Annotated in this window: 22 protein-coding genes and 1 other RNA gene; 10 read left to right on the forward strand and 13 right to left on the reverse strand. The window is 64.6% G+C overall.

Annotated elements, in window-relative coordinates; genetic code table 11:
* Positions 1 to 116: 116 nt before the first annotated feature.
* Positions 117 to 1,784, forward strand: a complete 1,668-nt coding sequence (locus ABVV53_RS05510) for a M28 family metallopeptidase (protein ID WP_353983370.1) — start codon at positions 117 to 119, stop codon at positions 1,782 to 1,784.
* A gap of 144 nt (positions 1,785 to 1,928) precedes the next feature.
* Positions 1,929 to 2,123 carry a hypothetical protein gene (locus ABVV53_RS05515; protein ID WP_353983371.1) on the forward strand — a complete coding sequence of 65 codons (195 nt, stop codon included), beginning with the start codon at positions 1,929 to 1,931 and terminating at the stop codon, positions 2,121 to 2,123.
* A gap of 48 nt (positions 2,124 to 2,171) precedes the next feature.
* Here the strand turns inward: ABVV53_RS05515 and ABVV53_RS05520 are convergent, their stop codons facing one another.
* From ABVV53_RS05520 to ABVV53_RS05540, 5 genes are all read right to left on the reverse strand, one after another.
* Complete coding sequence (locus ABVV53_RS05520; protein WP_353983372.1) at positions 2,172 to 2,960, reverse strand: N-acetylmuramidase domain-containing protein; 789 nt, start codon at positions 2,958 to 2,960, stop codon at positions 2,172 to 2,174.
* A 76-nt stretch (positions 2,961 to 3,036) separates the two neighbouring features.
* Positions 3,037 to 3,783, reverse strand: a complete 747-nt coding sequence (locus ABVV53_RS05525) for an ABC transporter ATP-binding protein (RefSeq protein WP_353983373.1) — start codon at positions 3,781 to 3,783, stop codon at positions 3,037 to 3,039.
* Positions 3,783 to 4,745, reverse strand: coding sequence for a FecCD family ABC transporter permease (locus tag ABVV53_RS05530; protein ID WP_353983374.1), 963 nt, complete (start codon positions 4,743 to 4,745; stop codon positions 3,783 to 3,785). The genes ABVV53_RS05525 and ABVV53_RS05530 overlap by 1 nt, the downstream gene beginning before the upstream one ends.
* Positions 4,742 to 5,578: an ABC transporter substrate-binding protein gene (locus ABVV53_RS05535; RefSeq protein WP_353983375.1), complete on the reverse strand. Its 837-nt coding sequence runs from the start codon at positions 5,576 to 5,578 to the stop codon at positions 4,742 to 4,744. The genes ABVV53_RS05530 and ABVV53_RS05535 overlap by 4 nt, the downstream gene beginning before the upstream one ends.
* A 47-nt stretch (positions 5,579 to 5,625) precedes the next feature.
* Positions 5,626 to 5,769, reverse strand: a complete 144-nt coding sequence (locus tag ABVV53_RS05540) for a hypothetical protein (protein ID WP_353983376.1) — start codon at positions 5,767 to 5,769, stop codon at positions 5,626 to 5,628.
* 377 nt (positions 5,770 to 6,146) lie between these two features.
* Between ABVV53_RS05540 and ABVV53_RS05545 the strand changes: the two genes are divergently transcribed.
* From ABVV53_RS05545 to lpdA, 7 genes are all read left to right on the forward strand, one after another.
* Positions 6,147 to 7,301: a cell wall hydrolase gene (locus tag ABVV53_RS05545; RefSeq protein ID WP_353983377.1), complete on the forward strand. Its 1,155-nt coding sequence runs from the start codon at positions 6,147 to 6,149 to the stop codon at positions 7,299 to 7,301.
* A 149-nt stretch (positions 7,302 to 7,450) separates the two neighbouring features.
* Positions 7,451 to 7,759: a hypothetical protein gene (locus ABVV53_RS05550; protein ID WP_353983378.1), complete on the forward strand. Its 309-nt coding sequence runs from the start codon at positions 7,451 to 7,453 to the stop codon at positions 7,757 to 7,759.
* Positions 7,760 to 7,965: 206 nt separating this feature from the next.
* The gene (gene mdh, locus ABVV53_RS05555; protein WP_353983379.1) at positions 7,966 to 8,928 is read left to right on the forward strand and encodes a malate dehydrogenase; all 963 of its coding nucleotides are present in this window, start codon (positions 7,966 to 7,968) and stop codon (positions 8,926 to 8,928) included.
* Positions 8,929 to 8,977: 49 nt separating this feature from the next.
* A complete protein-coding gene (gene sucD / locus ABVV53_RS05560) occupies positions 8,978 to 9,868 on the forward strand; it encodes a succinate--CoA ligase subunit alpha (RefSeq protein ID WP_353983380.1) in 891 nt (296 codons plus the stop codon).
* A 121-nt stretch (positions 9,869 to 9,989) separates the two neighbouring features.
* Entirely contained in the window at positions 9,990 to 12,827 is a 2,838-nt protein-coding gene (locus ABVV53_RS05565; protein ID WP_353983381.1) for a 2-oxoglutarate dehydrogenase E1 component, read from the forward strand.
* Between the two features lie 8 nt (positions 12,828 to 12,835).
* Positions 12,836 to 14,077 (forward strand): 2-oxoglutarate dehydrogenase complex dihydrolipoyllysine-residue succinyltransferase, encoded by a 1,242-nt coding sequence (odhB, locus tag ABVV53_RS05570; RefSeq protein ID WP_353983382.1) that lies wholly within the window; start codon positions 12,836 to 12,838, stop codon positions 14,075 to 14,077.
* 45 nt (positions 14,078 to 14,122) lie between these two features.
* Positions 14,123 to 15,520, forward strand: a complete 1,398-nt coding sequence (gene lpdA, locus ABVV53_RS05575) for a dihydrolipoyl dehydrogenase (protein ID WP_353983383.1) — start codon at positions 14,123 to 14,125, stop codon at positions 15,518 to 15,520.
* A gap of 112 nt (positions 15,521 to 15,632) precedes the next feature.
* Here the strand turns inward: lpdA and ABVV53_RS05580 are convergent, their stop codons facing one another.
* The 7 genes from ABVV53_RS05580 to hrpB form a co-directional block, all read right to left on the reverse strand.
* Entirely contained in the window at positions 15,633 to 16,658 is a 1,026-nt protein-coding gene (locus ABVV53_RS05580; protein ID WP_353983384.1) for an aspartate-semialdehyde dehydrogenase, read from the reverse strand.
* A gap of 173 nt (positions 16,659 to 16,831) precedes the next feature.
* Entirely contained in the window at positions 16,832 to 19,234 is a 2,403-nt protein-coding gene (gene lon / locus ABVV53_RS05585) for an endopeptidase La (RefSeq protein WP_353983385.1), read from the reverse strand.
* Positions 19,235 to 19,415: 181 nt separating this feature from the next.
* Positions 19,416 to 19,751, reverse strand: a complete 336-nt coding sequence (locus ABVV53_RS05590; RefSeq protein WP_353983386.1) for a YbaB/EbfC family nucleoid-associated protein — start codon at positions 19,749 to 19,751, stop codon at positions 19,416 to 19,418.
* 1 nt (position 19,752) lies between these two features.
* Positions 19,753 to 21,603 carry a DNA polymerase III subunit gamma/tau gene (locus tag ABVV53_RS05595; RefSeq protein WP_353983387.1) on the reverse strand — a complete coding sequence of 617 codons (1,851 nt, stop codon included), beginning with the start codon at positions 21,601 to 21,603 and terminating at the stop codon, positions 19,753 to 19,755.
* A gap of 36 nt (positions 21,604 to 21,639) precedes the next feature.
* Positions 21,640 to 21,734: signal recognition particle sRNA small type (ffs, locus tag ABVV53_RS05600), an RNA gene on the reverse strand.
* Positions 21,735 to 21,786: 52 nt separating this feature from the next.
* Positions 21,787 to 22,065 (reverse strand): ETC complex I subunit, encoded by a 279-nt coding sequence (locus ABVV53_RS05605; protein ID WP_353983388.1) that lies wholly within the window; start codon positions 22,063 to 22,065, stop codon positions 21,787 to 21,789.
* A gap of 32 nt (positions 22,066 to 22,097) precedes the next feature.
* Positions 22,098 to 24,590: an ATP-dependent helicase HrpB gene (hrpB, locus tag ABVV53_RS05610; RefSeq protein ID WP_353983389.1), complete on the reverse strand. Its 2,493-nt coding sequence runs from the start codon at positions 24,588 to 24,590 to the stop codon at positions 22,098 to 22,100.
* Between the two features lie 158 nt (positions 24,591 to 24,748).
* On the opposite strand from hrpB, the gene ABVV53_RS05615 reads away from it, so the two are divergent.
* Entirely contained in the window at positions 24,749 to 24,955 is a 207-nt protein-coding gene (locus tag ABVV53_RS05615; protein WP_353983390.1) for a hypothetical protein, read from the forward strand.
* A gap of 63 nt (positions 24,956 to 25,018) precedes the next feature.
* On the opposite strand, the gene ABVV53_RS05620 is transcribed toward ABVV53_RS05615, so the two are convergent.
* Positions 25,019 to 26,035 (reverse strand): polyprenyl synthetase family protein, encoded by a 1,017-nt coding sequence (locus ABVV53_RS05620; RefSeq protein WP_353983391.1) that lies wholly within the window; start codon positions 26,033 to 26,035, stop codon positions 25,019 to 25,021.
* Between the last annotated feature and the right edge of the window lie 15 nt (positions 26,036 to 26,050).

The following is a 26,050-nucleotide window of genomic DNA, read 5'->3' on the forward strand; positions in this document are numbered from 1 at the left end:
GGGAGTTGCAGGAGGTTGCCGCCTCCGTTCTCTGGGCAAGGCTTCGTGACACGATGCCCAAGGCGGTGGCAGGCGACAAGGTTGCCACGGCGGGTTCGGTGGCTAGGATAGGAGCCATGAACCGAACACTCCTGATCGCCGCTGCCTTGTCCGCATCCGCCCTGCCCGCATTCTCCTTACCCGCCCACGCCAAAGTCTCCGTAGAGCCGGAGCGCATCGTTCAAGACGTCAAGACGCTCGCGTCCGATGCCTTCGAAGGACGCGCGCCCGGCACCAAGGGTGAGGAGCGGACGATCGGCTATCTGATCGCCCGCATGCAGGATGTGGGGCTCGAACCGGGAGGCCCGGACGGGCGGTGGCTGCAGACGGTTCCCCTGCTGCACACCACGCTGGGCAAGGGAACGATGGCCTTTGCCGGCGCTCAAGGGCAGATGCCGGTCACGCTCGGCAAAGAGATCTACGTATCGACGCTCAGGCCTGCGGACGCAGCGCAGATCGAGAAGGCACCTGTGGTCTTCGTCGGGTACGGGGTCAACGCGCCCGAGCGTCAGTGGGACGACTTCAAGGGCGCGGACCTGAAAGGCAAAGTCGCAATATTCCTGGTCAATGATCCCGACTTCTCAGCCGTCCAGGGAGAGGCGCCATTCGGCAAGTTCGGCGGCCGCACGATGACTTATTACGGCCGGTGGACTTACAAGTTTGAGGAAGCAGCGCGCCGGGGCGCGGTCGGCGCGCTGATCGTCCACGACACCGAAGGCGCCGGTTATGGCTGGAACGTGGTGACCAGCCCGCGCGGCGAAAACTACGACATCGTTCGCAAGCCCGAGGACCTGACCAGCCTGCGCCTGCAAGGCTGGTTGGAAGGCGATGCCGCAAAGGCCCTCTTCAACAGCGCCGGCCTCGACCTTGCGCAATTGCGCAAGGCCGCGCGTGGCGCCGACTTTCGTCCCGTGCCGCTCAAAGGCGTCACGTTCAGCGCGGATGTCCCGGTTACTCATGAGCAGATCGCCAGCCACAACGTGATCGGCCGCCTTCCAGGCGCGCAGCGCCCGGATGAGGTGGTGATGCTGGGAGCGCACTGGGATGCCTACGGCGCAGGCGAGCCGGACGCGCAGGGACGCATCTATCGCGCCGGAGCCAACGATGACGCGCTGGGGATCGCAGGGATGCTGGACATCGCGCGTTCCTTGAAGGCAGGACCGCCACTTCCGCGCAGTGTCGTGTTCGCGGCGTGGACCGCCGAGGAGCGCGGACTGCTCGGCAGCGAGTACTACGCGGCCAATCCCGTCTACCCAATGGACAAGACTGTCGCCAACATCGCGATCGACATTCTCCAGACCGCCGGAGCTGCGAACGACGTCGTCCTCGTCGGCAAAGGACAGAACACGCTTGAGGACGAGATGGCAGTTGTCGCGAAGGAGCAAGGACGCACCGTCACTCCGGAAAGCCTGCCTGAGAACGGCCTGTTCTATCGCGCCGACCACTTCTCCTTCGCCAAGCGCGGTGTTCCCGTCATGCTGCTGATGGGGATCGCCGGGGCGGCAGACCTCAAGGAAGGCGGCCGTGCGGCGGGGCAAGCCTGGATCGATCAGTATACCGGCGAATGCTATCATCAGGCCTGCGACGCCTGGAGCCCAACCTGGAACCTGGCCGGTGCGGTGCAGGACATCGAACTGGCCGGGACCATCGCCCAGAACCTGGCGAGCTCGACTCGCTGGCCTGAGTGGAAGTCCGGATCGGAGTTCAAGGCGATCCGTGACAAGAGCGAGGCGGCGCGGCGCTGAGAAAAGCGCGAAACCCTGCAAGGCCGGAGTACAAGCCCGTCTAATTGCGACATCGGAACCGCGCCGCGCGTGAGAGCGTTGGGGAAAGACAGGCGCAGGGTCGAGTTCGAAGTCCTGCGGAATTGGTACCGAAAGGAGACCGCCATGAACCAGATCGAACCCCACAAGGTCACCATCGGCAGCGAGATCCCGTATCGCCGCAGCCAGATGGAACGACGCACAGGCTCTCTGGTCTTCGACCGCCATCTGGACCAGACTTTGGCCGAGGCTCCGGAGCAATCCGCATCGCAGTCGATGCCGGATCGGAAAAGCCCACTCTCGCGCGGGCAAGTGAGCTGAGAAACGCTAGGAAGCGGGGCACGCAAGCGCCCCGCTTCTTCCGCCCGACTATTGCGACAGCGCCTTCCAAGTGGCGGCGCCGACGATGCCATCTTGCTTCAGGCCACGCAGCTTCTGTACGGCCAGCACGGCCCGCTCGGTGACAGGGCCAAAGCTGCCGTCGACTACGAGTCCGAGCAGCGTTTGAAGGCGCTTCACGTGCGCTCCGCGATCGCCAACCCTCAACAACGGCTGCACAGTATCGTCCGACAGAGATATGGCCGAGAACCGGGCATAGGCCTCCGCGAGTTTGCGGTCGTAGGCGTTCTCCGCGAAAGCTGGCCCATTGTAGCGGCGCGCAAAACCGCTCCAGTCGCAGCGGATGAGTTCGTCCTCAAGCCCGCAAGTCTTGAGGAAAGCGACGAACGCGGCGAGCTGGTTTGGCTCGGCCGTGACCATGGCTTTCACGAAGCTTTCAACGTCATCATGGCCACACGACGCGCAGTTGAAGCCCATGATCTGGAACCTGCCCCAACTGGTTGATTCCAAAGCCGATTTGCGGTCCAGCGCAAGGGCCTTGCGCAACCGCTCGTACTCGCGCGTGCCGCCCAGATAGCCTCCCCGCTGGATGGAGGAGAGCTGCGGATGCCGCGTGCTGTGTCGCCCTGCGGTGCGCTTGTGGAAGACGTGCCGCTCGAACAGGATCTTGGGCCTGCCGTCCGGCAGAAAGCCGTCCCCCGCGCTTTCGACATGTGCCACGGCGCGCACAGCTGCGACGCTGCAGCCCAGCTTTCTGGCGGCGTTTTCATAATCGATGTCTTGCAAGGGCGCTGAATTGCCGGTGAATTCATCACGCATGGTCGTCCTTCCCGTAAGAGAGTGACCCTTCCGGTATCTCGATCCCGATGCTGTAGGAAAGTTATTTCCTTGGCTGTCAACCGAGCGCCAGCGCCTGCGCTCCCGGCTCGCCGAGCCAGCGCCCCTCCACCGCCCAGACGCGCCGGATCACCGCTTCGGACAGTGCCTGTTCGGGCGGTCCGTCCGCGGCCAGGTGACCGCGATCGAGAACCAGCACCCGGTCAGCGTGGTTCATGGCGGTCGCCAAATCGTGCAGGACGAGCACCACGCCGCGTCCTTCGCCGGCCTGCTCCCGAAAACGGCGCATGAGCGATGCGGCATGTGCGAGATCGAGGTTGGCGAGCGGCTCATCCGCCAGCAGCCAGGCGGGCCGTGTGGCGAGAACCCGAGCCATCAAAGCGCGTGCCCGCTCGCCGCCGGAAAGCCGTGACACAGCACGTGTCCTCAGCGCTTCGAGGTCCATCGCGGTGATGGCGGCATCGATGGCGGCTTGCGCCTCACCGGCCGGCGCGCCACGCCATGGCAAACGTCCCAGCGAAATCAGCGTCTCGACCGATAAGTCCCAAGCCACTTCCGGAGCCTGCGGCAGATAGCCGATCGCGCGCGCGCGATCGGCGGCGGGCATGCGGAACAGCGGTGCATCGCCCAGCAGAACCGTGCCAGCGTCCGGCTCCAGAAGGCCGGCAAGGCACGTGAGCAACGTCGACTTGCCTGCCCCATTGGGACCACAGATCGCCGTGACTTCACCCGCCGCGAAGGTGGCCGTGATCGCGTCGAGCCGATCGGCCACGACGATATGCTCAAGGGCAAGAGCGCGGGTCATCACGCAAGTCCCCGCCGCATTTTGAACAGCAAGTGGAGGAAGAACGGGGCACCGATCAGGCTCAGCGCGATTCCGAGCCGCAACTCACCCCCTGCGAGTGGCAGGATACGGCACAGGCAATCCGCGATCAATACGAGCAGCGCTCCGGCGAGCGCACTCGGTATGAGCAATGAGGATGGACGGCGGTCGGTGAAGGGGCGCATCAGGTGCGGCACGATCAGGCCGACAAAGCCAATGATCCCCGCCACCGCGACGCTGGCGCCGACTGTCAGGCCGATGCCCGCGATCAACAGCGCCTGCAGCTTGCGCGGCTCGACACTCATCGAGCGCGCGGCAGCCTCACCCAGCGTGAGGGCATCGAGGCTTCGCCCCGTCACCGCAAGCAAGCCGATGCCAAGCAGCGTCAGAGGCGTGGCAATCCAGACCTCTCGCCAGGACCGGTCGGCGATCGCACCCATGAGCCAGGTGACGATCTCGCTCATGGCGAAAGGCGTGGGCGACAAACTGATTGCCAAGCTCATCAACGCACCCGCGAGACTGGCAATCATCAGGCCGGCGAGCGTGAAGAGTGCGATACCGCCATCCCGCCCGGCGATCAGCGCCAGCAGCGCCATCGCGCCCCCTGCTCCGATCAGCGCGAACACCGGCAGCAGCCAGGCCGAGGCGGCGTATCCGGTCCAGAAGCTCAGCACCGCGCCCAAGGCAGCGCCGGGCGCGATGCCGAACAGGCCTGGATCTGCCAGTGGATTGCGCAAGTAGCCCTGCATCGCTGCTCCGGCACTGCCGAGACCCGCTCCCACGACCAGCGCCAGTGCCGCGCGCGGCAGACGCAACTGGAGCACGATCACGGCGGCGTTGCGCGTCTGTGGGTCGAACGGATCGATCCACACCCGCCCGGCGAGCAGCGAAAGCGGCACTGCAACGGCAAGAGCTGCGAGGAGAAGAATGATTGGACGTGTCACAAAAGCCCACGCCTGATTTGCGCCAGCCGCCCGGCGGCGCGGATGATAGTGGGGCCACCGCACCACAGAAGCGTGCTGTCGAGCGAGGCGCGCTCGGTGTTCTCGAGCGCTTCGAGCGCGGGGTGACCCAGCAATCGGTTCTCCTGTGCAAGCGGGTCTCCGGCGGTAAGGATGACTTGTGGAGGATCGGCCAGCACCGCTTCGAGTGGCAAGTAGTCCGCCTGTCGCAGACCTCGCGCCGCAGCGGCATTGACGAAGCCGGTGTGGCGCAGAAGATCCGCAACCAAGGTCTTGTCACCCGCCACGATCCCGCCTGATTCCCAAACAATGGCAGAAACCGGGGCAGCGTCCAGCGGAGGCGAGGCTTTTGCAAGTGCAGCCCTGATGTCGCGGATAAGCCTTTCGCCTTCCTCGACATTTCCGGAAGCCTGCGCGAGTTGGCGCACCTGCTCCTCGCTCGTTTTTACGGAGTCCGTCGTGCCGATCGTCACCACCTCGATGCCGAGGTCGACAAGCGACTGCCGCGTGGCGGGCGAAAGGAAAGGGTCGGCCACCACCATGTCGGGGTTAAATTCCGCAATCTCCTCCACGGCGTTGGAGACCGCGGGAAAGCGGCGTCCGGCAGCGACACCCATCGAGCTTGAGGTGGGATCGTGGCTGTAGTGCGAGACTGCCAGAAGCTGCTCCGGCGCAGCGATCTGCGCGAGCGTCGCGTCGCTGCATGGATTGAGCGATACGATCGTCGGCCGCCCACCAAGGTCGGGCGCTTCCGCCATCGGCTGCTGACAGGACGCAAGGGCGAGGCCAAGCACCGCCCCAACGTGCTCGCGCAAGCCCCCTCTCCGAGCGAGCCTCGTCACAACTCGGAGGGGCCCTGTCCTCACATTCTCGCCCGCAGGCCCAGGAAGGCGGATCGTCCAGCCGTCTTGTAACCGTCCACGGCGTAGCTTTCGTCATTACCCTGTTGCGCAAGAGCGGGCGTCGCGATGGCAAGCGCTGACGTCAGGAAAAACAGAGACTTCATGCGCAAACCTCCAACCTTCAACGAAGTGCCGTTGATGCTGCGCGAAAGCTGCACCAGTGGCGGGTTGAGAGCAGGCTCCCCGGTCACAGTTACGGGGGCAGCTCGGTATCGCACCGAATTCCCCCTTAAACCCTATTACCCGGACAACCCCGTGACGTGAGCGCGCCGATAAGGGCGCCCAAGGCAAGTAGCAAGAACAAGATCCGCGGTGGCCGCAAGGTCGCCAGAACTCCTTAACGGCTTAAGCGTAACGACAGGCCGTGTACCGCATCGGGACGCGGGCAAATCGGCACTGTTGCGTGCACTGCACCCGGCTATGCCGATGCCGGCAGCCGCTCAAGGCGGGGCCGCCAGAACTCACGCCAACCCAGGACTGCATGACCACCCAGCTTGCCGAACTCTGCCTGACCGAGCAGCGCCCGCGCGACTTCGCGCAGCGGCTTGCCCGCAAGGCGCTGCGGGGCAGGCAGGCGAGGCTGCAAAGCCAAAAGAAAGCTCGTGTCGCGCTCGCCGCACTGGGTGCCATCGCGCTTCCGGCCTTCCCAGCGCCGGGCGAATGGCAGCCGTTCCATATCGGCAATGCGGTGGAGCAAGCCGTGCCGGTGGAGCCGATGCCGTTCGAACTGGCCGGCGAGAGCTTTCCGGGCTCGGCCTTCTACTATCTCGACCTCGAGGGGCGCGAGCCGGGCTTGGACGAAGGCATCCACTCTGATGCGGAGCCGGTCATCCCCGTCGAGAGGCCGGACTTTCCTGCCGCTCGGTCCCTCAGGATCGATAACAGCGGTATCGATCGTTCGCGAGCCGAGCAGTGCCTCGCAGCAGCGATCTATTACGAAGCCGCCAGCGAAGCCGATGCGGGCCAGCGCGCGGTCGCCCAGGTTGTACTCAATCGCGTGGCGCACCCGGCCTATCCGAACACCGTCTGCGGCGTCGTATTCCAGGGATCCGACCGCGAGACAGGGTGCCAGTTCTCGTTCACCTGCGACGGATCGTTGGCACGCCATCCCAGCCGCTTCTTCTGGGGACGGGCAGCTAGCGTCGCGCGGCAGGCGCTCGCCGGCTACGTCTATGCGCCAGCAGGCCTCGCGACGCACTATCACACCTTGGCGGTGAACCCGTACTGGGCGCCAAGCCTCCGCTACCTTCTCACCATCGGCGCGCACCGCTTCTACAGCTTCAACGGTCGAGCGGGTCAATCCGCCGTGTTCCGCTACACCTACCTAGGCGGCGAACCCGCCCCGGTCCCGCACAAGCCCACGTCCTCGCGCCCACCGCTTGGCGCAAGCGGCACGCTCGATCCGGTGACGATACAAAACACCTACGAAAGCGCTTTGGGGCGATCCACTGCCGTCGATGCTGTTGCCACGGCGCGGATCACTGCTCCCGCCGCAGCACAGCCGCTTCCCACTTACACCGCCGAACTCAAGCAGCGTGGCGGGGACGCGCTTTACCGCAACAACTTGCCCGAGGTGTACGGCGTGCGCGAGGAATACCAGAATAGTGGCCTCTGGATCGCCAGCCCCGCCAGCTGACAGCCGGTGAAGCGCACCGGGTGGCGCGGCCACCGGTGCATCCTCAATATCTCCGAAACCATAGCCATCCATCAATGGCTTAGACCGACCGGGCTAGGCATGACCAAGCAACGACAACACAACGACAACACAACGAAGGGCCGCACCTCATGACCATCCGCTTCGCAGCTGCCAATGCCGGAACCAATCCGGCGGTTCGGGCCTGGCGCTGCCGCTCGGTCGAACTTTGCGCCGCGAACGACAATGCGCAGGAGCGGCTTGACCAATCGCTGCTCGCCGCCGCCCTGCGCCATTTTGCTCGCCATGGACTGGCGGCCGCCGAGAACGCCGGCGCCCGGGCGGCCTGGGCGCGACGCGAGGGAGACGACAACAGCTATGTTCATTGGCTGGCGCTTTGCCGCCAGCTTGACCGGCGCATGGCAGATGCTCTTGCAGCGCGTCTGGAGGCCGCTTCCTAGACCGGATCTTCCCGCAGTTTGTGCTATTGAGAACCAATATCGTTTAGGGAGCTGATACTGGGGTGTTTTTGCCTTTAGCCGGTTGCAATGTCCGCATCACGGGCCTAGGCACACGCCGAACTCCTCCGGTGCCTGCCATTTTCGTGGAGCGATGCAGGCCGCCCTTTTGTCCGCTGCTCCCGCTCGTGTGAAGGACTGACAGGCTCATGGCTCGCAAGAAGATCGCCCTTATCGGCGCCGGAAACATCGGCGGCACGCTAGCTCACCTCGCCGCGCAGAAGGAACTGGGCGATATCGTCCTGTTCGACATCGCGGACGGTGTTCCCCAGGGCAAGGCGCTCGACCTGGCGCAGTGCGGCCCCGTCGAAGGTTTCGACGCGCAGATCACCGGCACCAGCGACTACAAAGACCTTGCCGGCGCCGACGTCGTGATCGTCACCGCAGGCGTTCCGCGCAAGCCCGGCATGAGCCGCGACGACTTGCTCGGCATCAACCTTAAGGTGATGAAGGCAGTCGGCGAAGGCATCAAGAACAACTGCCCAGATGCCTTCGTGATCTGCATCACGAACCCGCTTGACGCGATGGTCTGGGCGCTGCGAGAGTTCTCCGGCCTGCCCCACAGCAAGGTCGTTGGCATGGCCGGCGTTCTCGACTCCGCGCGCTTCTCGACCTTCCTCGCCTGGGAGTTCGGTGTTTCGGTGCGTGACGTGACTTCGTTCGTGCTCGGCGGCCACGGCGACACCATGGTGCCAGTGGTCGAGTACTCGACCGTCAAGGGCATCCCGGTTCCCGACCTCATCAAGATGGGCAAGTCCACGCAGGAGCGCATCGACGAGATCGTCAAGCGCACCGCCAACGGTGGCGGCGAGATCGTCGGCCTGCTCAAGACCGGCTCGGCCTTCTACGCGCCTGCCGCTTCGGCGATCGCGATGGCGGAGAGCTACCTTGGCGACCAGAAGCGCATCCTGCCTTGCGCGGCCTACCTCGAAGGCCAGTATGGCGTCGACGGCCTCTACGTTGGCGTGCCCGTGAAGATCGGCAAGGACGGCGTCGAGGAAGTGATCGAGATCGAACTGAACGAGAAGGCGAAGGCCGGCCTCCAGGTCTCTATCGACGCAGTTAAGGAACTGCTGGTCGCCTGCAAGGGCATCGACGAGAGCCTGGCCTGATCACGGTCGGCGCTCGCCTCAATCCCTTCCTCCCCAGGAGAAAATTTCGATGTCCATTCTCGTCGACAAGAACACCAAAGTCATCACTCAGGGCATGACCGGCAAGACCGGCAGCTTCCACACCGAGACCGCCCTTGCCTATGGCACCAAAATGGTCGCCGGCGTGACGCCGGGCCGTGGTGGCACCGAGCACCTTGGCCTGCCGCAGTTCAACTCCGTACATGAAGCCAAGGCCGCGACCGGCGCCACCGCCTCGTGCGTCTACGTGCCGCCTGCAGGCGCTGCCGACGCGATCCTGGAAGCGATCGACGCGCAGATGGAACTGATCATCTGCATTACCGAGGGCATCCCGGTCCTCGACATGGTCCCGGTGAAGCGTGCGCTCACAGGCTCCAAGTCGCGCCTGATTGGCCCGAACTGCCCGGGCGTGCTGACGCCGAACGAGTGCAAGATCGGCATCATGCCCGGCAACATCTTCTCGAAGGGTTCGGTTGGCGTCGTCTCGCGTTCTGGCACGCTGACGTACGAAGCCGTGTTCCAGACGACGAACGCGGGTCTGGGTCAGACGACCGCTGTCGGCATCGGCGGCGACCCAGTCAACGGCACCAACTTCATCGACGTGCTCGAGCTGTTCCTGGCCGACGACGAGACCAAGTCGATCATCATGATCGGTGAAATCGGCGGCTCGGCAGAAGAAGAAGCGGCGCAGTTCCTCAAGGACGAAGCCAAGCGCGGCCGCAAGAAGCCAATGGTTGGCTTCATCGCCGGCCGTACAGCGCCTCCGGGCCGTCGCATGGGCCACGCCGGTGCGATCGTCTCGGGCGGGCAAGGTGGCGCCGAGGACAAGATCGCGGCGATGGAGGAAGCGGGTATCCGCGTTTCGCCTTCACCTTCGGAACTGGGTGTCACTCTCGAAGGTTTGCTCAAAGAAATCGCCTGATTTTCCCTCTAAAAGGGTCATAGCGGACGCACGGCTTACCTCTCCCCAGGAAACCGCGAAGCCCGCAATGGATTGGTTGGTTGCGCCGGGAAGGTATCCCGGCGCGGAAAGGTCATTTGCCATGGGCAACGAAACGTTCGACTTCTTTCCCGACGATCCGCAGCCGGGGCCAAGCTGGCAACGCAGCAACTGGCCGCGTGTGGGTGGCGAGTACGAGGACGAGCTTACCCAGGCGCTTGACCCCACCACTCTGAAGTTGCGGATCGAGAAGTCGGCCAAAAAGGCCGGCGCTCCGATCAGTGAAGCGCGCATAGAGGAAGCCGCGGCGGATTCCATCCGCGCGATGATGCTGATCCGCACGTATCGCGTGCGCGGGCATCTCGCGGCCAATCTCGACCCGCTGGGCCTGTCCCAGCGTCCCCAGCCTCAAGACCTTACGCCTGAGTATCACGGTTTCGTCGGGGCCGCACTGGACCGGCCAGTCTATATCGGCGGCAACCTTGGGCTTGAGTGGGCGACCGTGCGCGAGCTCGTGCAGATTCTTTGCGCGAACTATTGCGGCAAGGTCGGCCTCGAATACATGCACATCGCCGATGTGGAGGAGCGCCGCTTTCTTCAGGATCGGATGGAAGGCGCCGACAAGGAGATCGAGTTCACGCCCGAGGGCAAGAAGGCGATCCTGCAGGCCGTGATCCGCGGCGAGCAGTACGAGAAGTTCCTCGGCAAGAAGTACGTCGGCACCAAGCGCTTCGGCCTTGACGGTGGCGAGTCCATGATCCCCGCTCTTGAGGCCGTGATCAAGTACGGCGGCCAGCTGGGCGTGCGCGAGATCGTGTACGGCATGGCGCATCGCGGCCGTCTGAACGTTCTCGCGAATGTCATGGCCAAGCCTTACAAGGTCATCTTCCACGAATTCTCCGGCGGCACCGCCAATCCGGAGGACGTGGGCGGATCGGGTGACGTAAAGTATCACTTGGGCACCTCTACCGATCGTGAGTTCGACTCGATCAAGGTGCACATGAGCCTCATGCCGAACCCCAGCCACCTGGAGACCGTCGACCCGGTCGTGCTGGGGAAGGTTCGCGCTTATCAGACGCTATACGACGACATCGGCGACGACATCGGCTCTGGCGCGAAGCACAAGCAAGTGCTGCCGGTGCTGATCCACGGCGACGCCGCCTTCGCGGGCCAGGGCGTAGTCTGGGAATGCTTCGGACTGTCGGGCGTGAAGGGCTACGACACCGGCGGCTGCATTCACTTCGTCATCAACAACCAGATCGGCTTCACCACCAGCCCGCAGTTCGCGCGCAAGTCGCCCTACCCCTCGGACGTCGCCAAGGGCGTCCAGGCACCGATCCTGCACGTTAACGGCGATGATCCGGCGGCGGTCACCTTCTGCTGCAAGCTGGCGATCGACTATCGGCAGACATTCGGACGCGACATCGTCATCGACATGTGGTGCTATCGCCGCTTCGGTCACAACGAAGGCGACGAGCCAAGCTTCACGCAGCCGCTGATGTACGCGAAGATCAAGCAGCACCCGGCGGTGAGCGCGATCTATGCGAAGCGCCTGAAGGACGACGGCGTGATCGATGACGCGTTCGTTTCCGAGACCGAGGACCGCTTCACAGGGTATCTGGAAGAGCAGTTCCAGGCGGCCAAGAGCTACGAGGCCAACGAGGCGGACTGGTTTGGCGGGCAGTGGAGCGGCTTCCACAAGCCAGCTGATCCCGAGACGGCACGTCGCAACGTCGATACCAACATCGAGCCCAAGCTCTTCGAAAGCCTGGGTCGTACCCTGACCACCGTCCCTGAGGGTCTCCAAATCCACAAGACGCTTGGCCGCGTGCTGGATGCCAAGCGTGAGATGTTCAAGTCCGGTGAGGGCTTCGACTGGGCAACGGCCGAAGCGCTCGCGTTCGGCAGTCTCGTCTCCGAAGGCTACTCAGTGCGTCTCTCGGGGCAGGACTCGGGCCGCGGCACCTTCAGCCAGCGCCACGCCGTCTGGGTCGATCAGAGCGACGAACGCAAATACGTGCCGCTCAACAGCGTGCCACACGGCCGGTTCGAGGTTCTTGACTCGACGCTTTCGGAGTATGGCGTCCTCGGCTTCGAGTACGGCTATGCCAGCGCCGATCCCAAGACGCTGGTGCTCTGGGAAGCGCAGTTCGGTGACTTTGCCAACGGTGCACAGATCATCATCGACCAGTACGTGGCAGCGGCGGAAGCCAAGTGGCTGCGGGCCAATGGCTTGGTCATGCTGCTCCCCCATGGCTACGAGGGACAGGGTCCGGAGCACTCATCGGCTCGTTTGGAGCGATTCCTGCAGCTTTGCGCGCAGGACAATATCCAGGTCTGCAACATCACCACCCCGGCCAATTACTTTCACGTACTGCGCCGGCAGATGCGCCGCCCCTTCCGCAAGCCTCTGATCATCATGACGCCCAAGTCGCTGCTGCGCCATCCGCTTGCGAAGTCGCAAGTGGCGGACTTCACCGACGCGCACTTCTTCCGCATCCTCTCGGATCCTAAGGCTCCCGAGGACGCCGCTACGAAGAAGGTCGTGCTATGCTCGGGCAAGGTCGCCTACGACCTGCTGGAAGCGCGCGATGCCGCCGAACTTGACGATGTTCAGATCATCCGGATCGAGCAGCTCTACCCCTTCCCCGGGGAACCGTTGGCCCTGCGTCTCTCGCGCATGACCAATCTGGAAGAAATCGTCTGGTGCCAGGAAGAGCCGCGCAACAATGGCGCCTGGTTCTTCGCATCCACACAAATAGAAGAAGCAGCCGAACAGGCCGGTCTCGACCTCGATCGTCCCCGCTACGCGGGACGCGGAGCGGCCGCCTCACCCGCAACCGGCCTTGCCAAGCGGCACGCCGCCGAGCAGGCTGCTCTTGTTGCCGACGCCCTGGGCCTTTCGGTCCGGTCCGAAATCCGTCGCAAGCAGAAGGCTTGAGATAAACGATGTCTAGCGAAGTCAAGGTTCCCACACTCGGCGAGTCCGTCTCCGAAGCCACGATCGGCCAATGGCTGAAGCAACCCGGCGAGGCGGTGTCCGCCGACGAGCCGATTGCCAGCCTTGAGACCGACAAGGTCGCGATAGACGTCATGGCCCCCCAGGCTGGCGTCATGGGCGAGCATATCGCGAAGGAAGGCGAGACGGTCACCGTCGGCGCGCTGATCGCCACCATCGAAGACGGAACAGGCGCCGCTCCGGCGAAGAAGGCGGAACCGGCCAAGGACGCTGGGCAGCAGGCGCCCGCCTCTGCTCCGTCGTCATCCCCGGCGCCTTCCGCTGGCGAAGAGTCCGGCTCGGGCGCATCCGTGCTGTCGCCGGCGGTGCGGCGCGCGGTGCTGGAATACGGCATCGATCCGAGCAAGGTGAAGGGCACCGGCAAGGACGGCCGCATCACCAAGGACGACGTGCTCGCCGCCGCTCAGGCGAAGACCGCGCAAGCTGAGCCTGCCACCGCCAGTCAGGCAACAGCGCCTGCCGCTGCAAGCGAGCGCCGGGAAGAACGCGTGCGCATGACGCGCTTGCGCCAGACCGTCGCCAAGCGCCTCAAGAGCGCGCAGGACAACGCCGCCCTTCTCACCACGTTCAACGATGTCGACATGACCGCGGTGATCGCGGCGCGCAACACGTACAAGGACGCGTTCGAGAAGAAGCACGGCATTCGCCTGGGCTTCATGAGCTTTTTCGCGAAAGCTTCGGTCCTGGCGCTCAAGGACATTCCCGCCGCCAACGCCTACATCGAGGGTGACGAGATCGTGTATCACGATTACGTCGACATCTCGGTTGCAGTCTCAGCGCCTCAGGGCCTCGTCGTGCCCGTGGTAAGGAATTGCGACAAGCTCTCCTTCGCCGGCATCGAAAAGTCGATCGCGGACTTCGGCAAGAAGGCGAAGGACGGCACTCTCACGATGGAAGACATGAAGGGCGGCACCTTCACGATCTCCAATGGCGGCGTCTTTGGCTCGCTGATGAGCACTCCGATCATCAACCCGCCGCAGTCGGCGGTCCTTGGTCTTCACCGCATCGAGGAGCGTCCGGTGGTCCGCAACGGCCAGATCGTGGCGCGTCCGATGATGTACATCGCACTGTCCTACGATCACCGCCTGATCGATGGTCGCGAGGCGGTGACTGCCCTCAAGATCATCAAGGAAGCGATCGAGGATCCGACGCGCCTGCTGATCGATCTGTGATCCTGACCTCGCCCTCCCTGCTAAGAGAAGAAGCTGGAGCCATCCATGGCTGAATACGACTACGACGTCCTTGTCATCGGTGCTGGCCCCGGCGGCTATGTTGCCGCGATCCGTGCGGCTCAGCTGGGGCTGAAGACGGCCTGCGCGGAAGGGCGCGAGACGCTTGGCGGCACTTGCCTCAATGTCGGCTGCATCCCCTCGAAAGCGATGCTGCACGCGTCGGAGTACTTCGACGCGGCCGCGAACGGCGCAATGGCAGCCATGGGCATCAAAGTGACGCCGGAACTGGACCTCGGTACCATGCACGCACAACGGCGCGACGCGGTGAAGGGTCTAACGGGCGGTATCGAGTTCCTGTTCAAGAAGAACAAAGTGGAGTGGCTCAAGGGCTATGCCACTTTTGAGGACGCCCATACCGTCAAGGTTGGCGATAAGACCGTCTCCGCCAAGAACGTGGTGATCGCGACCGGCTCGACCGTCACTCCCCTGCCCGGCGTCGAGATCGACAATGCCAAAGGCATCGTGGTCGATAGCACAGGCGCGCTGGAGCTTCCGGAAGTTCCCAAGAAGATGGTCGTCATCGGCGGCGGGGTAATCGGGCTGGAGCTTGGCTCTGTCTGGCGCCGCCTGGGCGCGGAGGTGACAGTAGTCGAATACCTCGACCAACTCCTTCCCGGGATGGATGGTGACGTCCGCAAGGAAGCTGCCAAGATCTTCAAGAAGCAGGGCATGGTCCTGAAGCTGGGCACCAAAGTGACCGGCGTAACGGTCAAGGGCAAGAAAGCGACTGTCACTGTCGAGCCGGCTGCAGGCGGCGACGCGGAGAATCTGGAAGCGGACGTTGTGCTCGTCTCCATCGGTCGCCGCCCAAACACTGATAGTCTGGGCCTGGAGAAGATCGGGCTCTCGACCAACCAGCGTGGTCAGATCGAAACCGATCACGACTTCGCCACCTCTGTCGGTGGCGTCTGGGCAATCGGCGACGTGATTCCCGGCCCCATGCTCGCGCACAAGGCCGAGGATGAAGGCATTGCCGTGGCTGAGAACATCGCGGGGATGACGGGCATCGTGAATCACGACATCATTCCTGGCGTCGTTTATACCATGCCGGAGTTCGCCGGTGTCGGCCTCACCGAGGAAGCCGCCAAGGAGCGCGGCGCCGTAAAGGTCGGCAAGTTCCCGATGCTGGCCAACTCGCGCGCCAAGACCAATCACGAGCCGGATGGCTTCGTGAAGGTGATCGCGGACGCCGAGACCGACCGCGTGCTTGGCGTATGGTGTATCGCGTCAGTTGCGGGCACCATGATCGCTCAAGCCGCGCAGGCCATGGAGTTCGGCGCGACAAGCGAGGACATCGCATACACCTGCCACGCCCACCCCACGCACTCCGAGGCCATCAAGGAAGCTGCCATGGCGGTAACTGGAAAGCCCATTCACACCTGACGGATTCGGCGTCCATTTGACGCCAAGCTGCCGGCCCATCAAACAGAAAGCCCCCGATCCGCAGGGATCGGGGGCTTTCTTGCGCCAGCAACGATCGATGTGGCTGAACCGATCAGCCCTTCTTAAGGTGACGGCGCCCCAGCAGCTCGGCAATCTGCACCGCATTCAGCGCCGCGCCCTTGCGCAGGTTGTCCGACACGCACCAGAGGACCAGGCCGTTGTCGACGGTCGGGTCCTCGCGGACGCGGCTGATGTAAGTCGCGCCATCGCCCACGCACTCAACGGGGGTGACGTATCCACCGTCTTCCCGCTTGTCGACGAGCATGATGCCCGGCGCTTCGCGCAGTATATCCTGCGCCTGCTCGGCGGAGATCTCGTTCTCGAATTCGAGGTTGATTGCTTCCGCATGGCCCACGAAGACCGGCACGCGTACGCAAGTGGCGACGACCTTGACCTTCGGGTCAAGAATCTTCTTGGTCTCGACCACCATCTTCCACTCTTCCTTGGTGAATCCGTCGTCCAGGAAGACATCGATGTGCGGGATCACGTTAAACGCGATCTGCTTGGTGAACTTCTGCGCCTCGACCTGGTCACCGACGAAGATCGCACGGCTCTGCGTGAACAACTCGTCCATGCCCGCCTTGCCGGCGCCCGAAGTCGACTGATACGTCGAGACAACCACGCGCTTAATCGTCGCGGCATCGTGCAGCGGCTTGAGCGCGACGACCATCTGCGCCGTCGAGCAGTTCGGGTTCGCGATGATGTTGCGCGCCTTGTAACCGTCGATCGCCTCAGGGTTCACCTCGGGCACCACCAGCGGAATGTCGGGATCCATGCGATACAGCGACGAATTGTCGATGACGACGCAGCCCTGCGATGCCGCCTTGGGCGCGTAGATCTTCGTCGGCTCCGAACCGGCCGCGAAAAGCGCGATGTCCCAGCCCGTGAAGTCGAAATGCTCGATGTTCTTGACCTTGAGCATCTTGCCGGTGTCGCCGTACTCGATCTCCGTGCCGGTCGAGCGCGACGAAGCAACCGCCGCGATCTCGTCGCAAGGAAACTCGCGCTCAGCAAGGATGTTCAGCATCTCGCGACCGACGTTGCCCGTCGCTCCGACGACCGCTACCCGGTAACCCATCAATCAATCCTTCTTCGTAAAGTCCCGCGACCACGCCGCTAAAGCGGGCGGGTTAGCGGTCATGGGGCACGATTACAAGTGAGCGGGACCCGGGCGGCCCCGCCCAGCAACTTGCAACCCTGGCCTAGTAGAGAGTGGCGTACGCCCCAGGAAGGGCGAGCGCCCCGCCTCTCTTAGTGCGCAGTAGCCGCGCTCGATGCAGCAGGCGCATGCGGCGGAGCTGCGGCGAGTTCGTCCGCCTCGGTCCACTCGATCGCTTCCACCGGGGCGGTGAGCGCCTTGGCAAGCACCTCGTCCACGTGGCTGACGGGCACAATCTCCAGCCCTTCCTTCACGTTGGCGGGGATCTCGGCCAGATCCTTTCGGTTCTCCTCCGGGATCAGCACCGTCGTGATGCCACCACGCAAGGCCGCCAGGAGCTTTTCCTTCAGCCCGCCGATCGGCAGCACGCGGCCGCGCAGCGTGACTTCGCCGGTCATGGCGACGTCCTTGCGCACCGGAATACCGCTCAGCGTCGAGATGATCGACGTGACCATGCCGATGCCCGCGCTTGGGCCATCCTTGGGCACCGCGCCTTCGGGCAAGTGGATGTGAATATCCTTCCGGTTGAACACCGAAGGCTTCACCCCGTAAGCGGGTGAGCGGGCCTTCACGAAGCTGAAGGCGGCCTGGATCGACTCGCTCATCACTTCGCCCAGCTTGCCGGTCGCCTTGATCTGGCCCTTGCCGGGCACCGTCACCGCCTCGATCGTCAGGAGTTCGCCGCCGACTTCGGTCCACGCGAGACCCGTCACTGCGCCGACCTGGTTCTCCTCCTCGGAGATGCCGTGGCGGAACTTGCGCACGCCTGCGAACTCGTGGAGGTTTTCCGGCGTGATGGTGACCGTCGTTGCCTTGCCCTCCAGGATCTGGCGCAGAGACTTGCGAGCCAGCCGCGCGATTTCGCGTTCGAGCGTACGGACACCGGCTTCACGGGTGTAGTACCGGATCAGGTCGCGCAACGCGTCGTGCTCCAGGACGAACTCGCCCTCCTGCAGCCCGTGCGCCTCGACCTGCTTGGCGATCAGGTGACGCTCGGCGATCTCGAGCTTCTCGTCCTCGGTATAACCCTCAAGCCGGATGATCTCCATCCGGTCGAGCAGCGCCTGTGGCAGGTTGAGCGAGTTCGCGGTGCAGACGAACATCACGTCGGACAGATCGTAGTCCAGCTCCAGGTAGTGGTCCTGGAACTTGGCGTTCTGTTCGGGATCGAGCACTTCAAGCAGCGCCGAAGCGGGATCGCCGCGGAAATCCTGGCCGAGCTTGTCAATCTCATCCAGCAGGAAGAGCGGGTTGCTCTTGCCCGCCTTGCGCAAGTTCGTGATGATCTTGCCCGGCAGCGAGCCGATGTACGTGCGGCGGTGGCCACGTATCTCGGCTTCGTCGCGCACGCCGCCCAGTGACTGGCGGATGAACTCGCGTCCGGTCGCTTTGGCGATCGACTTGCCGAGCGAGGTCTTGCCCACACCAGGAGGTCCGACGAGGCACAGGATCGGCCCCTTCAGCTTGTTGGTGCGTGCCTGGACCGCGAGATACTCGATGATGCGGTCCTTGACCTTGTCGAGCGCGTAGTGGTCCTCGTCGAGCACCGCCTGCGCCTCGGAGATGTCGCGCTTGAGCTTGCTCTTCTTGCCCCAGGGCAGACCGAGCAGCACATCGAGGTAGTTGCGGATGACCGTCGCTTCCGCGCTCATCGGCTGCATGCCCTTGAGCTTCTTGAGCTCGCCGGTCGCCTTCTCCTTGGCTTCCTTGGAGAGCTTGGCCTTCTCGATCTTTTCGGCAAGCTCGGCGATTTCGTTCGCCTCGTCGCCCTCACCCCCGCCCAGCTCGGATTGGATCGCCTTAAGCTGTTCGTTGAGGTAGTACTCGCGCTGCGTCTTCTCCATCTGCCGCTTCACGCGGCCACGGATCTTGCGCTCCACCTGCAGCACGCCGAGCTCGCCCTCCATAAAGGAGAACACCATCTCGAGCCGCTTGAGCGGATCGGGCTGGGACAGCACGGCCTGCTTGTCGGAAACTTTCGCCGCGAGCTGTGCCGCGACCGTATCTGCCAGGCGCGCGGGATCCTCGATGTCGCCGAGCTGCTCGCCGGCGTCGGTGGAGAGCTTCTTGTTGAGCTTGGCATACTCCCCGAACTGCTCGACGACTTGCCGCATCATTGCCGCAACTTCGGTGCCCGATGCGCCGACCGGCTCAACCGTCTCGACTTGCGCGACGAGCATATCGCCCTCGGCCGTGGTTTCCGTGCGCAGGCTCTCCAGCCGGGCGCGCTCCTGGCCTTCGACCAGCACGCGAACGGTGCCATCCGGCAGCTTGAGAAGCTGCAGGACATTGGCGATGACGCCAGTATCGTACAGGTCATCGCGGTCGGGATCGTCGCAGCCAGGATCGAGCTGCGCGAGAAGGAAGATATCCTTGCCGCCGGCCATAGCGGCCTCAAGCGCAGCAACGGACTTCTCACGGCCCACGAAAAGCGGGACGACCATCCCAGGGAAGACCACGATGTCGCGAAGCGGAAGCAGAGGTAACAGGTTCACGAGACTATCCAATGACTAGGGCGCATTATCCGCGCGCTGCCGGTGGCATCCGGCGTTTACCTGCGGAATATGGGACGCTGATCCATGCAGCGCAATGGCGGGCGCCGTCATGTTGTGCATGCCTGGATGGGCATTGTATAAGTTATCCCCCTCCACCGGGAGGGGAGATAGCGATGGTCGGTCAGAACGGCATCTTGAAGCCGGGCGGCAGTCCCATGCCCTGCTGCGCCTTGGCCATTTCCTCGCCTGCAACGCTGTCCGCCTTCACGCGCGCATCGTTGTAGGCAGCGGCGATCAGGTCTTCGAGGATCGGCTTCTCCGAGGGCTGCATCAGGCTATCATCGATGTTCACGCCGAGTACGCGGCCTTTCGCGGAGCAGCGGATCTTGACCAGCCCGCCACCCGAGAGACCCTCAACCTCGATGGAATCGAGCTTGCCTTGCGTTTCCGTCATCTGCTGCTGGATCGTCTCGGCAGCGGCCTGCGCAGCCTTGATCATCTCTTCCATGGACTTCATTTCAGCGTCTCCAGTTGCGGTTTCCGCCGGCCGTCGCGAGCTGGCGGTCTTCCTCGATCAATTCTGCGCCGGGAAATGCGGCCAGTGCGGCGGCCACCAAGGGGGCGGTGCGCACGGCTTCCTCGTCGGCCTTCTTCTTCTGCTCGTCGCGCTCCACCAGAGTGGGCGCGCCCTCCCCGGCAGTTTTCTCGACTTGCCACGCCTCGCCTGTCGTCTTGGCAAGTGCATTGCGAAGGAGGCTCGCGATGTCCTCCTTGAACGCTGGCGGCTGCGTGTAGCGCAGCAAGCCATGAGAAAGTTCGATCACGCGCACTTGCATCCGCATCGTGCTCGCCATGCCGAGCCCGACGGCGTGCTCGACTTGCTCCACCAGCGTGTCCCATGCCACCGCTGGCTGGAGACTGACGGGTGCGGACGGCGCACGACCGGGCTCGGCCGATAGCGGCGCCGCCGCTGGACGCGCGGCAATTTCCTCCAGCTTGCGCGCCAGCATGCCGGGATCGGGCAAGTCTGCCGCATGCATGACCCGGAGCAGCGCCATCTGAGCCGCGACCAGCGGATCGGGCGCGGATTTCACTTCCTCGTGTCCCTTGAGCAGAAGCTGCCACAGCCGATGGAGTTGCCCGGCGCTCAACGCCTCAGCCCACTTCTCCAGCGCCTCGCGTTCCTCGCTCGACGGCGCGTCGGCTGCACTGCCGCTGACTTGTGCGACGGTGATGCGGTGGACCAGGTTCATGATCCCACGCATCAGCGCGATCGGCTCCACGCCCAGCGCGAACTGCTGGGCCACGCCCTCCAGCAACGCCGGTCCGTCTCCCGAAAGGACGGCTTTGAGAAGGCTGCGCTGCGCACTTTTGTCAGCCAGACCGAGCATGTCGCGCACGCGCGCGGCACATACCTGCCCCTCTCCATCCAGGTCGGCGTGCGCGATCGCCTGATCGAGAATCGAAAGGCCATCGCGCACTGAGCCCTCAGCGGCGGCGGCCACCATCCCCAGCGCCTCCTGCTCGGCCGTGACACCCTCGCTTTCGCAGACATGCGCGAAGTGCTCCGCCAGCATCGGCGACGGAATACGGCGCAGATCGAAGCGCTGGCAGCGAGACAGGACGGTGACCGGCAGCTTGTCGACTTCCGTCGTCGCGAAGAGGAACTTCACATGTGCCGGCGGCTCCTCCAGCGTCTTCAGCAAGGCGTTGAAGGCGTTGCGGGAGAGCATGTGGACTTCGTCGATGATGTAGATTTTGTAGCGCGCAGACACCGCGGCATAGCGGACCGCCTCGATGATCTCGCGCACATCGTCCACGCCGGTGTGGCTGGCCGCGTCCATCTCAATGACGTCGATGTGGCGTCCCTCGGCGATCGCGACACATGGCTCGCAGGTGCCGCAAGGGTCGATGGTCGGGCCGCCCTTCCCGTCCGGGCCGATGCAGTTGAGCGCCTTGGCGATCAGCCGCGCGGTCGAAGTTTTGCCCACTCCACGCACGCCAGTCATCAGGAAGGCATGCGCGAGCCGGTCACGCTTGATAGCGTTGGCCAGCGTGCGGACCATAGCTTCCTGGCCGATCAACTGCGCGAAAGTCTGCGGCCGGTACTTGCGGGCAAGCACGCGATAAGGCTGCGCCGCAGGGCTCGGAGAAGCGACTGCGGCAGGCGGGGTAGCGGCGACCGCGGGCGGCGCCAGATCAGCGGGCGCTGCGTCCTCGGCCACGCGGGACGGCGCGGCAACGGGGGCGGGATCGCCAAACATGGAGGATTGGCCTGCCGCCTCCAGCTCAGCGGGGCTGGCGGGCGCGGCCTCTTCATCCGGCTGCCACGGAGGAGTGTCGCCGAACATGTCGCGGGATTCGTTCATCGCCCGAGGGTAAGGCCTGAGGCCGTGATTGTCAGGGAAAAAGGAGCCGAGCGACCCGTCGCTATCCGTTGTGGCTGCTTCCTTCCGGACCTGACCAAGTTGGCGAACGCAAACGTCCACCCGACTCCCGGCCGCGCATATGGCGGCGTTGCGCACCGAATGCAAGCCGGGACGGAGAGTCGCTTAGCGGAAGTTGTCCGCGTAGGCCTGGAGCTTCAGGCGCCGTGGCGGCGTGGAATGCACCATGGCGGTGATGCCATAGCGCTCGGCATAGGCGACGGCCTCATCCTTGGTGGGGAAGTTGAGCTTCACCTGCTGCTGCATGTCGCCAGAGCCGGACCAGCCCATCAGCGGATCGGGCCGTTTCGCCTCGGCTGGGACGAACTCAAGGATCCACTGATCCAACAGAGCTTTGCCCGATTGCATAGCGTTCTTGGGGCGCTGATAGATGCGTGCACTCATGCACTAGCCATGACCCCGAATCGCGCCGGAAATCAAGTGCGCTTCGATGCCTCGAACGCGTTGCGCGTCTTCAGGCTGGGGTCCTCGCGCCAGGGTTCATCGGGCCACCGGTGCCGGGGGTAGCGGCCCTTCATGTCGCGCTGCACGTCTCGCCACGACCCGCGCCAGAAGCCCGGCAGATCGCGAGTCGACTGCAAGGGCCTGCCTGCAGGGGACGTAAGCTTGAGCAGCAGCGGCTGCGGCGGACTGCCGAATGTCGGATGGCCGTCGAGCCCGAACAGGGCCTGCACCCGAACTTCGACGGAGGGTCCACCCTCATCCTCATAGTCGATCGCGTGGCGCGTGCCCGCCGGGCTGGTGAACTCCGCAGGCGCAAGCCGCTCCATGCGTTGCTGATCGTCCCAGGTGAGTCGCCCGCGCAGAGCATCGTGAAGCGCTCCAGGCTCGATGCCATCGAGCTTGCGTCCGAGCAGCGGTCCCAGCCATTCGTCGAGATCGGCAAGTAACGCGGCCTCCTCCAACGCCCCGACACCGGCAAACCGCGCGCGCTTGAGGAAGGCATGAGCAGCCTTGCCGAGCGGCACGATGGCCAGACCCTTGGCGCTGATACGCTCCAGCAGGAAGGCACGGATCTCCTCTGGCTGCGGCGCAGGGTCAGGACCGCTCGCCAAGGTGATCGCGCCCAGCCGCCGCTCCAGCCGTGCTTCGACGCGGCTCTCATCCTCGTTCCAGCGTAGAACCGACCGTCGCTCTATGCGGTAAGCCAGCCAGCGCTCCAGATCCGCGCTTGCAAGCACCGCGCCGGAGAGGATGCGGGCGCCCCGCGCCTGCCCTTGTGCATCGCCGATGACGATCCACTCGCTGGATGCGAGCGGCGAAGCGGGATCGAGCACGTAGCCGCGCCCGCCAGCTGAAAGCCATGCCTCGCCTTTCGCGTCCCTCCGGCGCGCCACCATGTCGGGGTAGCCGAGCGCAAGCAGGATGCCGAGAGGCACGCCGTCGCTTCCGCCAACGGGTTGCGCAAGGGCAAGATCCTCGGCTGTGTCGACGAGCTTCTGTGCGCGCCTGGCCCAGCTCGCCGCCAGCTTACGCGACGCATCGGCGCGCGCAGACCTATCGGAGTCCCACCGCCCGAGGCGGTTCGCCAGATCCTCCCCGCGCCCGCCAAGCCCCCTTTCCTGCAGCAGCAAGGCGAGCCGCGCCGCCATCTGCCCCTCTCCGAGAGCTGCGCCGTGGAGCACCATCGCCGCTTGCGACGGGTCCATGGGAAGGCTGGCGATGGCCTTGCCCAGCACCGTGATCTGCCAGCTCTCGCCATCCGCGCGAGGGTTCAGCGCCCCTAGCGCTTCCAGCTTGGATCGCGCCGCTGCGAGCGACGGCGCCGGCGGCGGATCGAGCCAGGCGAGGTTGGCCGGATCGCCGCTGCCCCATTGCTCTAGCGCCAGAGTCAGCGGCGCGAGATCGGAGGTTTCGATTTCCGGCGGCTCGAACTCGGGGCGGCCGGGATGGGCGGCTTCCTCCCACAATCGATAGGCCACGCCCGGGCCTTGCCGCGCCGCACGTCCCGCGCGCTGGGCAGCCGCTGCGCGGCTTGCCCGGTGGGTGGCAAGGCGCGTCACCCCGGCAGCGCGGTCGAACTCGGCACGCCGCGCGAGCCCTGCATCGACCACGACAGACACGCCTTCGAGCGTCAGCGATGTCTCCGCGATCGACGTCGCCAGCACGATACGACGGCGCCCTTCGGCATCGCGACGAATCGCCGCACGCTGCGCCTGTGGCTCGCATTGCCCATGCAGCGGCAGGACAAGCGCAGCCGGCAGACGCTCGCGCAGCAGCGCCTCGACCCGGCTGATCTCGGCGACGCCCGGCAAGAAGGCGAGGATGTCTCCTGTCTCCTCGCGCCATGCGGTCGAGATCGCAGATGCCGTCGCGTCCTCGGTGCGCTTCTCGGGCGCGGCACCCAGCCAGCGGATCGTCAGCGGGTGCGCCCTGCCCTCACTCTCGATCACCGGAGAGCCGCCCAGAAGCTTCGCGAACCGGGCGCCGTCGATCGTCGCGGACATGACCAGCAAGCGCAGATCGGGGCGCAGGACGTCGCGGCACTCGATTGCGAGGGCCAGGCCCAGATCACTGTCGAGATGCCGCTCGTGCGCCTCGTCGAACAGGACAGCGCTGACGCCGGCAAGCTCCGGGTCGTCGAGGATCGTCGCCACAAAGATCGCTTCCGTGACCACCAGCACGCGCGTCTTCGCGGAGCGGCGGGAATCGAGGCGCGTCAGGTAGCCGATCGTCTCACCGGTCTTCTCCCCCAGCGCCTCTGCCATGCGCTCCGCTGCGGCTCGGGCAGCCACCCGGCGAGGCGAGAGCAGGATGACGGTGCCCTCGCACCAGGCGCGCTCCAGCAGCGCAGGCGCCACCGCCGTGGTCTTGCCGGCTCCGGGTGGCGCGATCAGCACGGCCGCGCCGGGCTCGTCCAGAGCGGCCAGCAGATCGGGCAGAACAGCGTGGATGGGAAGCGCACTCACGGCCGGACTGTTAGCGCACAGGACGACCCGGCGCTATCTCCTCCCCGAACCACCGCAACGCTGCCGGGCATTTATCGCTCTCATATGAGAACGCCTGCAACCAATTCCCCGGCCTGCGGTTTGCGCTCCCGAACCGCATCGAGAACGGAGTACGAGACATGGCCGCACGGGAACTGGGACTGTTCAACATCGTCCGGAAGGGCGAGGACTACCTCATCAAGATCGAGGACAAGGACGGCGAGACGACGCAATTCATCGCCGACTACGACGCGCTCGATCTCATTGCCGAAGCAATCGAAGAAGCGCTCAACAGCGACGAGGAAGAAGCGCTGGAAGTCGACGAGGACGAAGAAATCGAGGAGTAAGCGCGCGCCAGCTTCAGGGCTGGAAGCAAGCGGGGAGCGGGCGACCGCTCCCCTTTTCATGTGTCAGTAGCGACGCGCGACTGCGAACAGCGCGGCTTCCGCCATTGCCTCTCGCGCAGCGCTTGGCGGAAATACCGCTATCGCGTCAATGGCACGCTGCACGTAGTGGCGGGCGCGTTCGCGTGTGGCCTCAACGCAGTCGTGCCGATTGATGAGCGTCACGGCGTGGGCTAGATCCTCGTCGTCCGTGCGGAAGCCGGCAATCGCATCTTGCCAGAACTTGCGCTCCTCGGCCGAGCCACGCGCATAGGCGAGGATGACCGGAAGCGTCATCTTGCCTTCCCGGAAGTCGTCGCCCTTACCCTTGCCGCTCTCTTCCGCTTCCGAATCGTAGTCGATCGCATCGTCGACGAGCTGGAAAGCGATGCCCAGGTTGCGGCCGTAGGCATCCAGCGCAAGCTCCTCGGCCTCGCTTCTCTCGGCCACGACCGCCGCGATCCGCGTGGCCGCGGCAAACAGCGCCGCTGTCTTGGAGCCGATGATGGAGAGGTAGCGCTCCTCGCTCGTCTCGATGTGACGCTGCGCTACGAGCTGGTCGACCTCGCCCTCGGCAATGATCGAAGAAGCCCTGGAGAGGATCTTCAGCACCTTGAGGCTGCCGTCCTCGACCATCAGCTCGAATGCGCGGGTGAACAGGAAGTCACCGACAAGCACTGTTGCGGGGTTGCCGAAAACAATGTTGGCGGCCGCTTTGCCGCGCCTCAGATCGGAACCATCCACAACATCGTCGTGCAACAAGGTGGCGGTGTGGATGAACTCAACCGCGGCGGCGAGTTTGTGGTGGCGGTTGCCCTGGTAGCCGCACAACTCGGCTCCGGCGACGGTAAGCATCGGCCGCAGCCGCTTGCCTCCGCCCGAAATCAGGTGCCCCGCAAGAGCCGGGATCAGCGGCACCTCGCTTTGCATCCTGTCCAGGATTACGGTGTTGACGCTGTTCATCCCTTGCGCGGTCAGCGCAAGAATGGGGGACAGCGAGGGCTCGGCTCCGCGCGGGCGCAGGGGTACGACATCGGCGCTCATTGGGATGGGCCATGG

This window comes from Novosphingobium kalidii, from assembly GCF_040534015.1.
Classification (GTDB): domain Bacteria; phylum Pseudomonadota; class Alphaproteobacteria; order Sphingomonadales; family Sphingomonadaceae; genus Novosphingobium; species Novosphingobium kalidii.

Coding starts and splice junctions, on each gene's coding strand:
- ABVV53_RS05510 (WP_353983370.1), top strand. CDS start 117: ATGAACCGAACACTCCTGATCGCCGCTGCCTTGTCCGCATCCGCCCTG.
- ABVV53_RS05515 (WP_353983371.1), top strand. CDS start 1,929: ATGAACCAGATCGAACCCCACAAGGTCACCATCGGCAGCGAGATCCCG.
- ABVV53_RS05520 (WP_353983372.1), bottom strand. CDS start 2,960: ATGCGTGATGAATTCACCGGCAATTCAGCGCCCTTGCAAGACATCGAT.
- ABVV53_RS05525 (WP_353983373.1), bottom strand. CDS start 3,783: ATGACCCGCGCTCTTGCCCTTGAGCATATCGTCGTGGCCGATCGGCTC.
- ABVV53_RS05540 (WP_353983376.1), bottom strand. CDS start 5,769: ATGAAGTCTCTGTTTTTCCTGACGTCAGCGCTTGCCATCGCGACGCCC.
- ABVV53_RS05545 (WP_353983377.1), top strand. CDS start 6,147: ATGACCACCCAGCTTGCCGAACTCTGCCTGACCGAGCAGCGCCCGCGC.
- ABVV53_RS05550 (WP_353983378.1), top strand. CDS start 7,451: ATGACCATCCGCTTCGCAGCTGCCAATGCCGGAACCAATCCGGCGGTT.
- mdh (WP_353983379.1), top strand. CDS start 7,966: ATGGCTCGCAAGAAGATCGCCCTTATCGGCGCCGGAAACATCGGCGGC.
- sucD (WP_353983380.1), top strand. CDS start 8,978: ATGTCCATTCTCGTCGACAAGAACACCAAAGTCATCACTCAGGGCATG.
- ABVV53_RS05565 (WP_353983381.1), top strand. CDS start 9,990: ATGGGCAACGAAACGTTCGACTTCTTTCCCGACGATCCGCAGCCGGGG.
- odhB (WP_353983382.1), top strand. CDS start 12,836: ATGTCTAGCGAAGTCAAGGTTCCCACACTCGGCGAGTCCGTCTCCGAA.
- lpdA (WP_353983383.1), top strand. CDS start 14,123: ATGGCTGAATACGACTACGACGTCCTTGTCATCGGTGCTGGCCCCGGC.
- ABVV53_RS05580 (WP_353983384.1), bottom strand. CDS start 16,658: ATGGGTTACCGGGTAGCGGTCGTCGGAGCGACGGGCAACGTCGGTCGC.
- ABVV53_RS05590 (WP_353983386.1), bottom strand. CDS start 19,751: ATGAAGTCCATGGAAGAGATGATCAAGGCTGCGCAGGCCGCTGCCGAG.
- ABVV53_RS05595 (WP_353983387.1), bottom strand. CDS start 21,603: ATGAACGAATCCCGCGACATGTTCGGCGACACTCCTCCGTGGCAGCCG.
- ABVV53_RS05605 (WP_353983388.1), bottom strand. CDS start 22,065: ATGAGTGCACGCATCTATCAGCGCCCCAAGAACGCTATGCAATCGGGC.
- ABVV53_RS05615 (WP_353983390.1), top strand. CDS start 24,749: ATGGCCGCACGGGAACTGGGACTGTTCAACATCGTCCGGAAGGGCGAG.
- ABVV53_RS05620 (WP_353983391.1), bottom strand. CDS start 26,035: ATGAGCGCCGATGTCGTACCCCTGCGCCCGCGCGGAGCCGAGCCCTCG.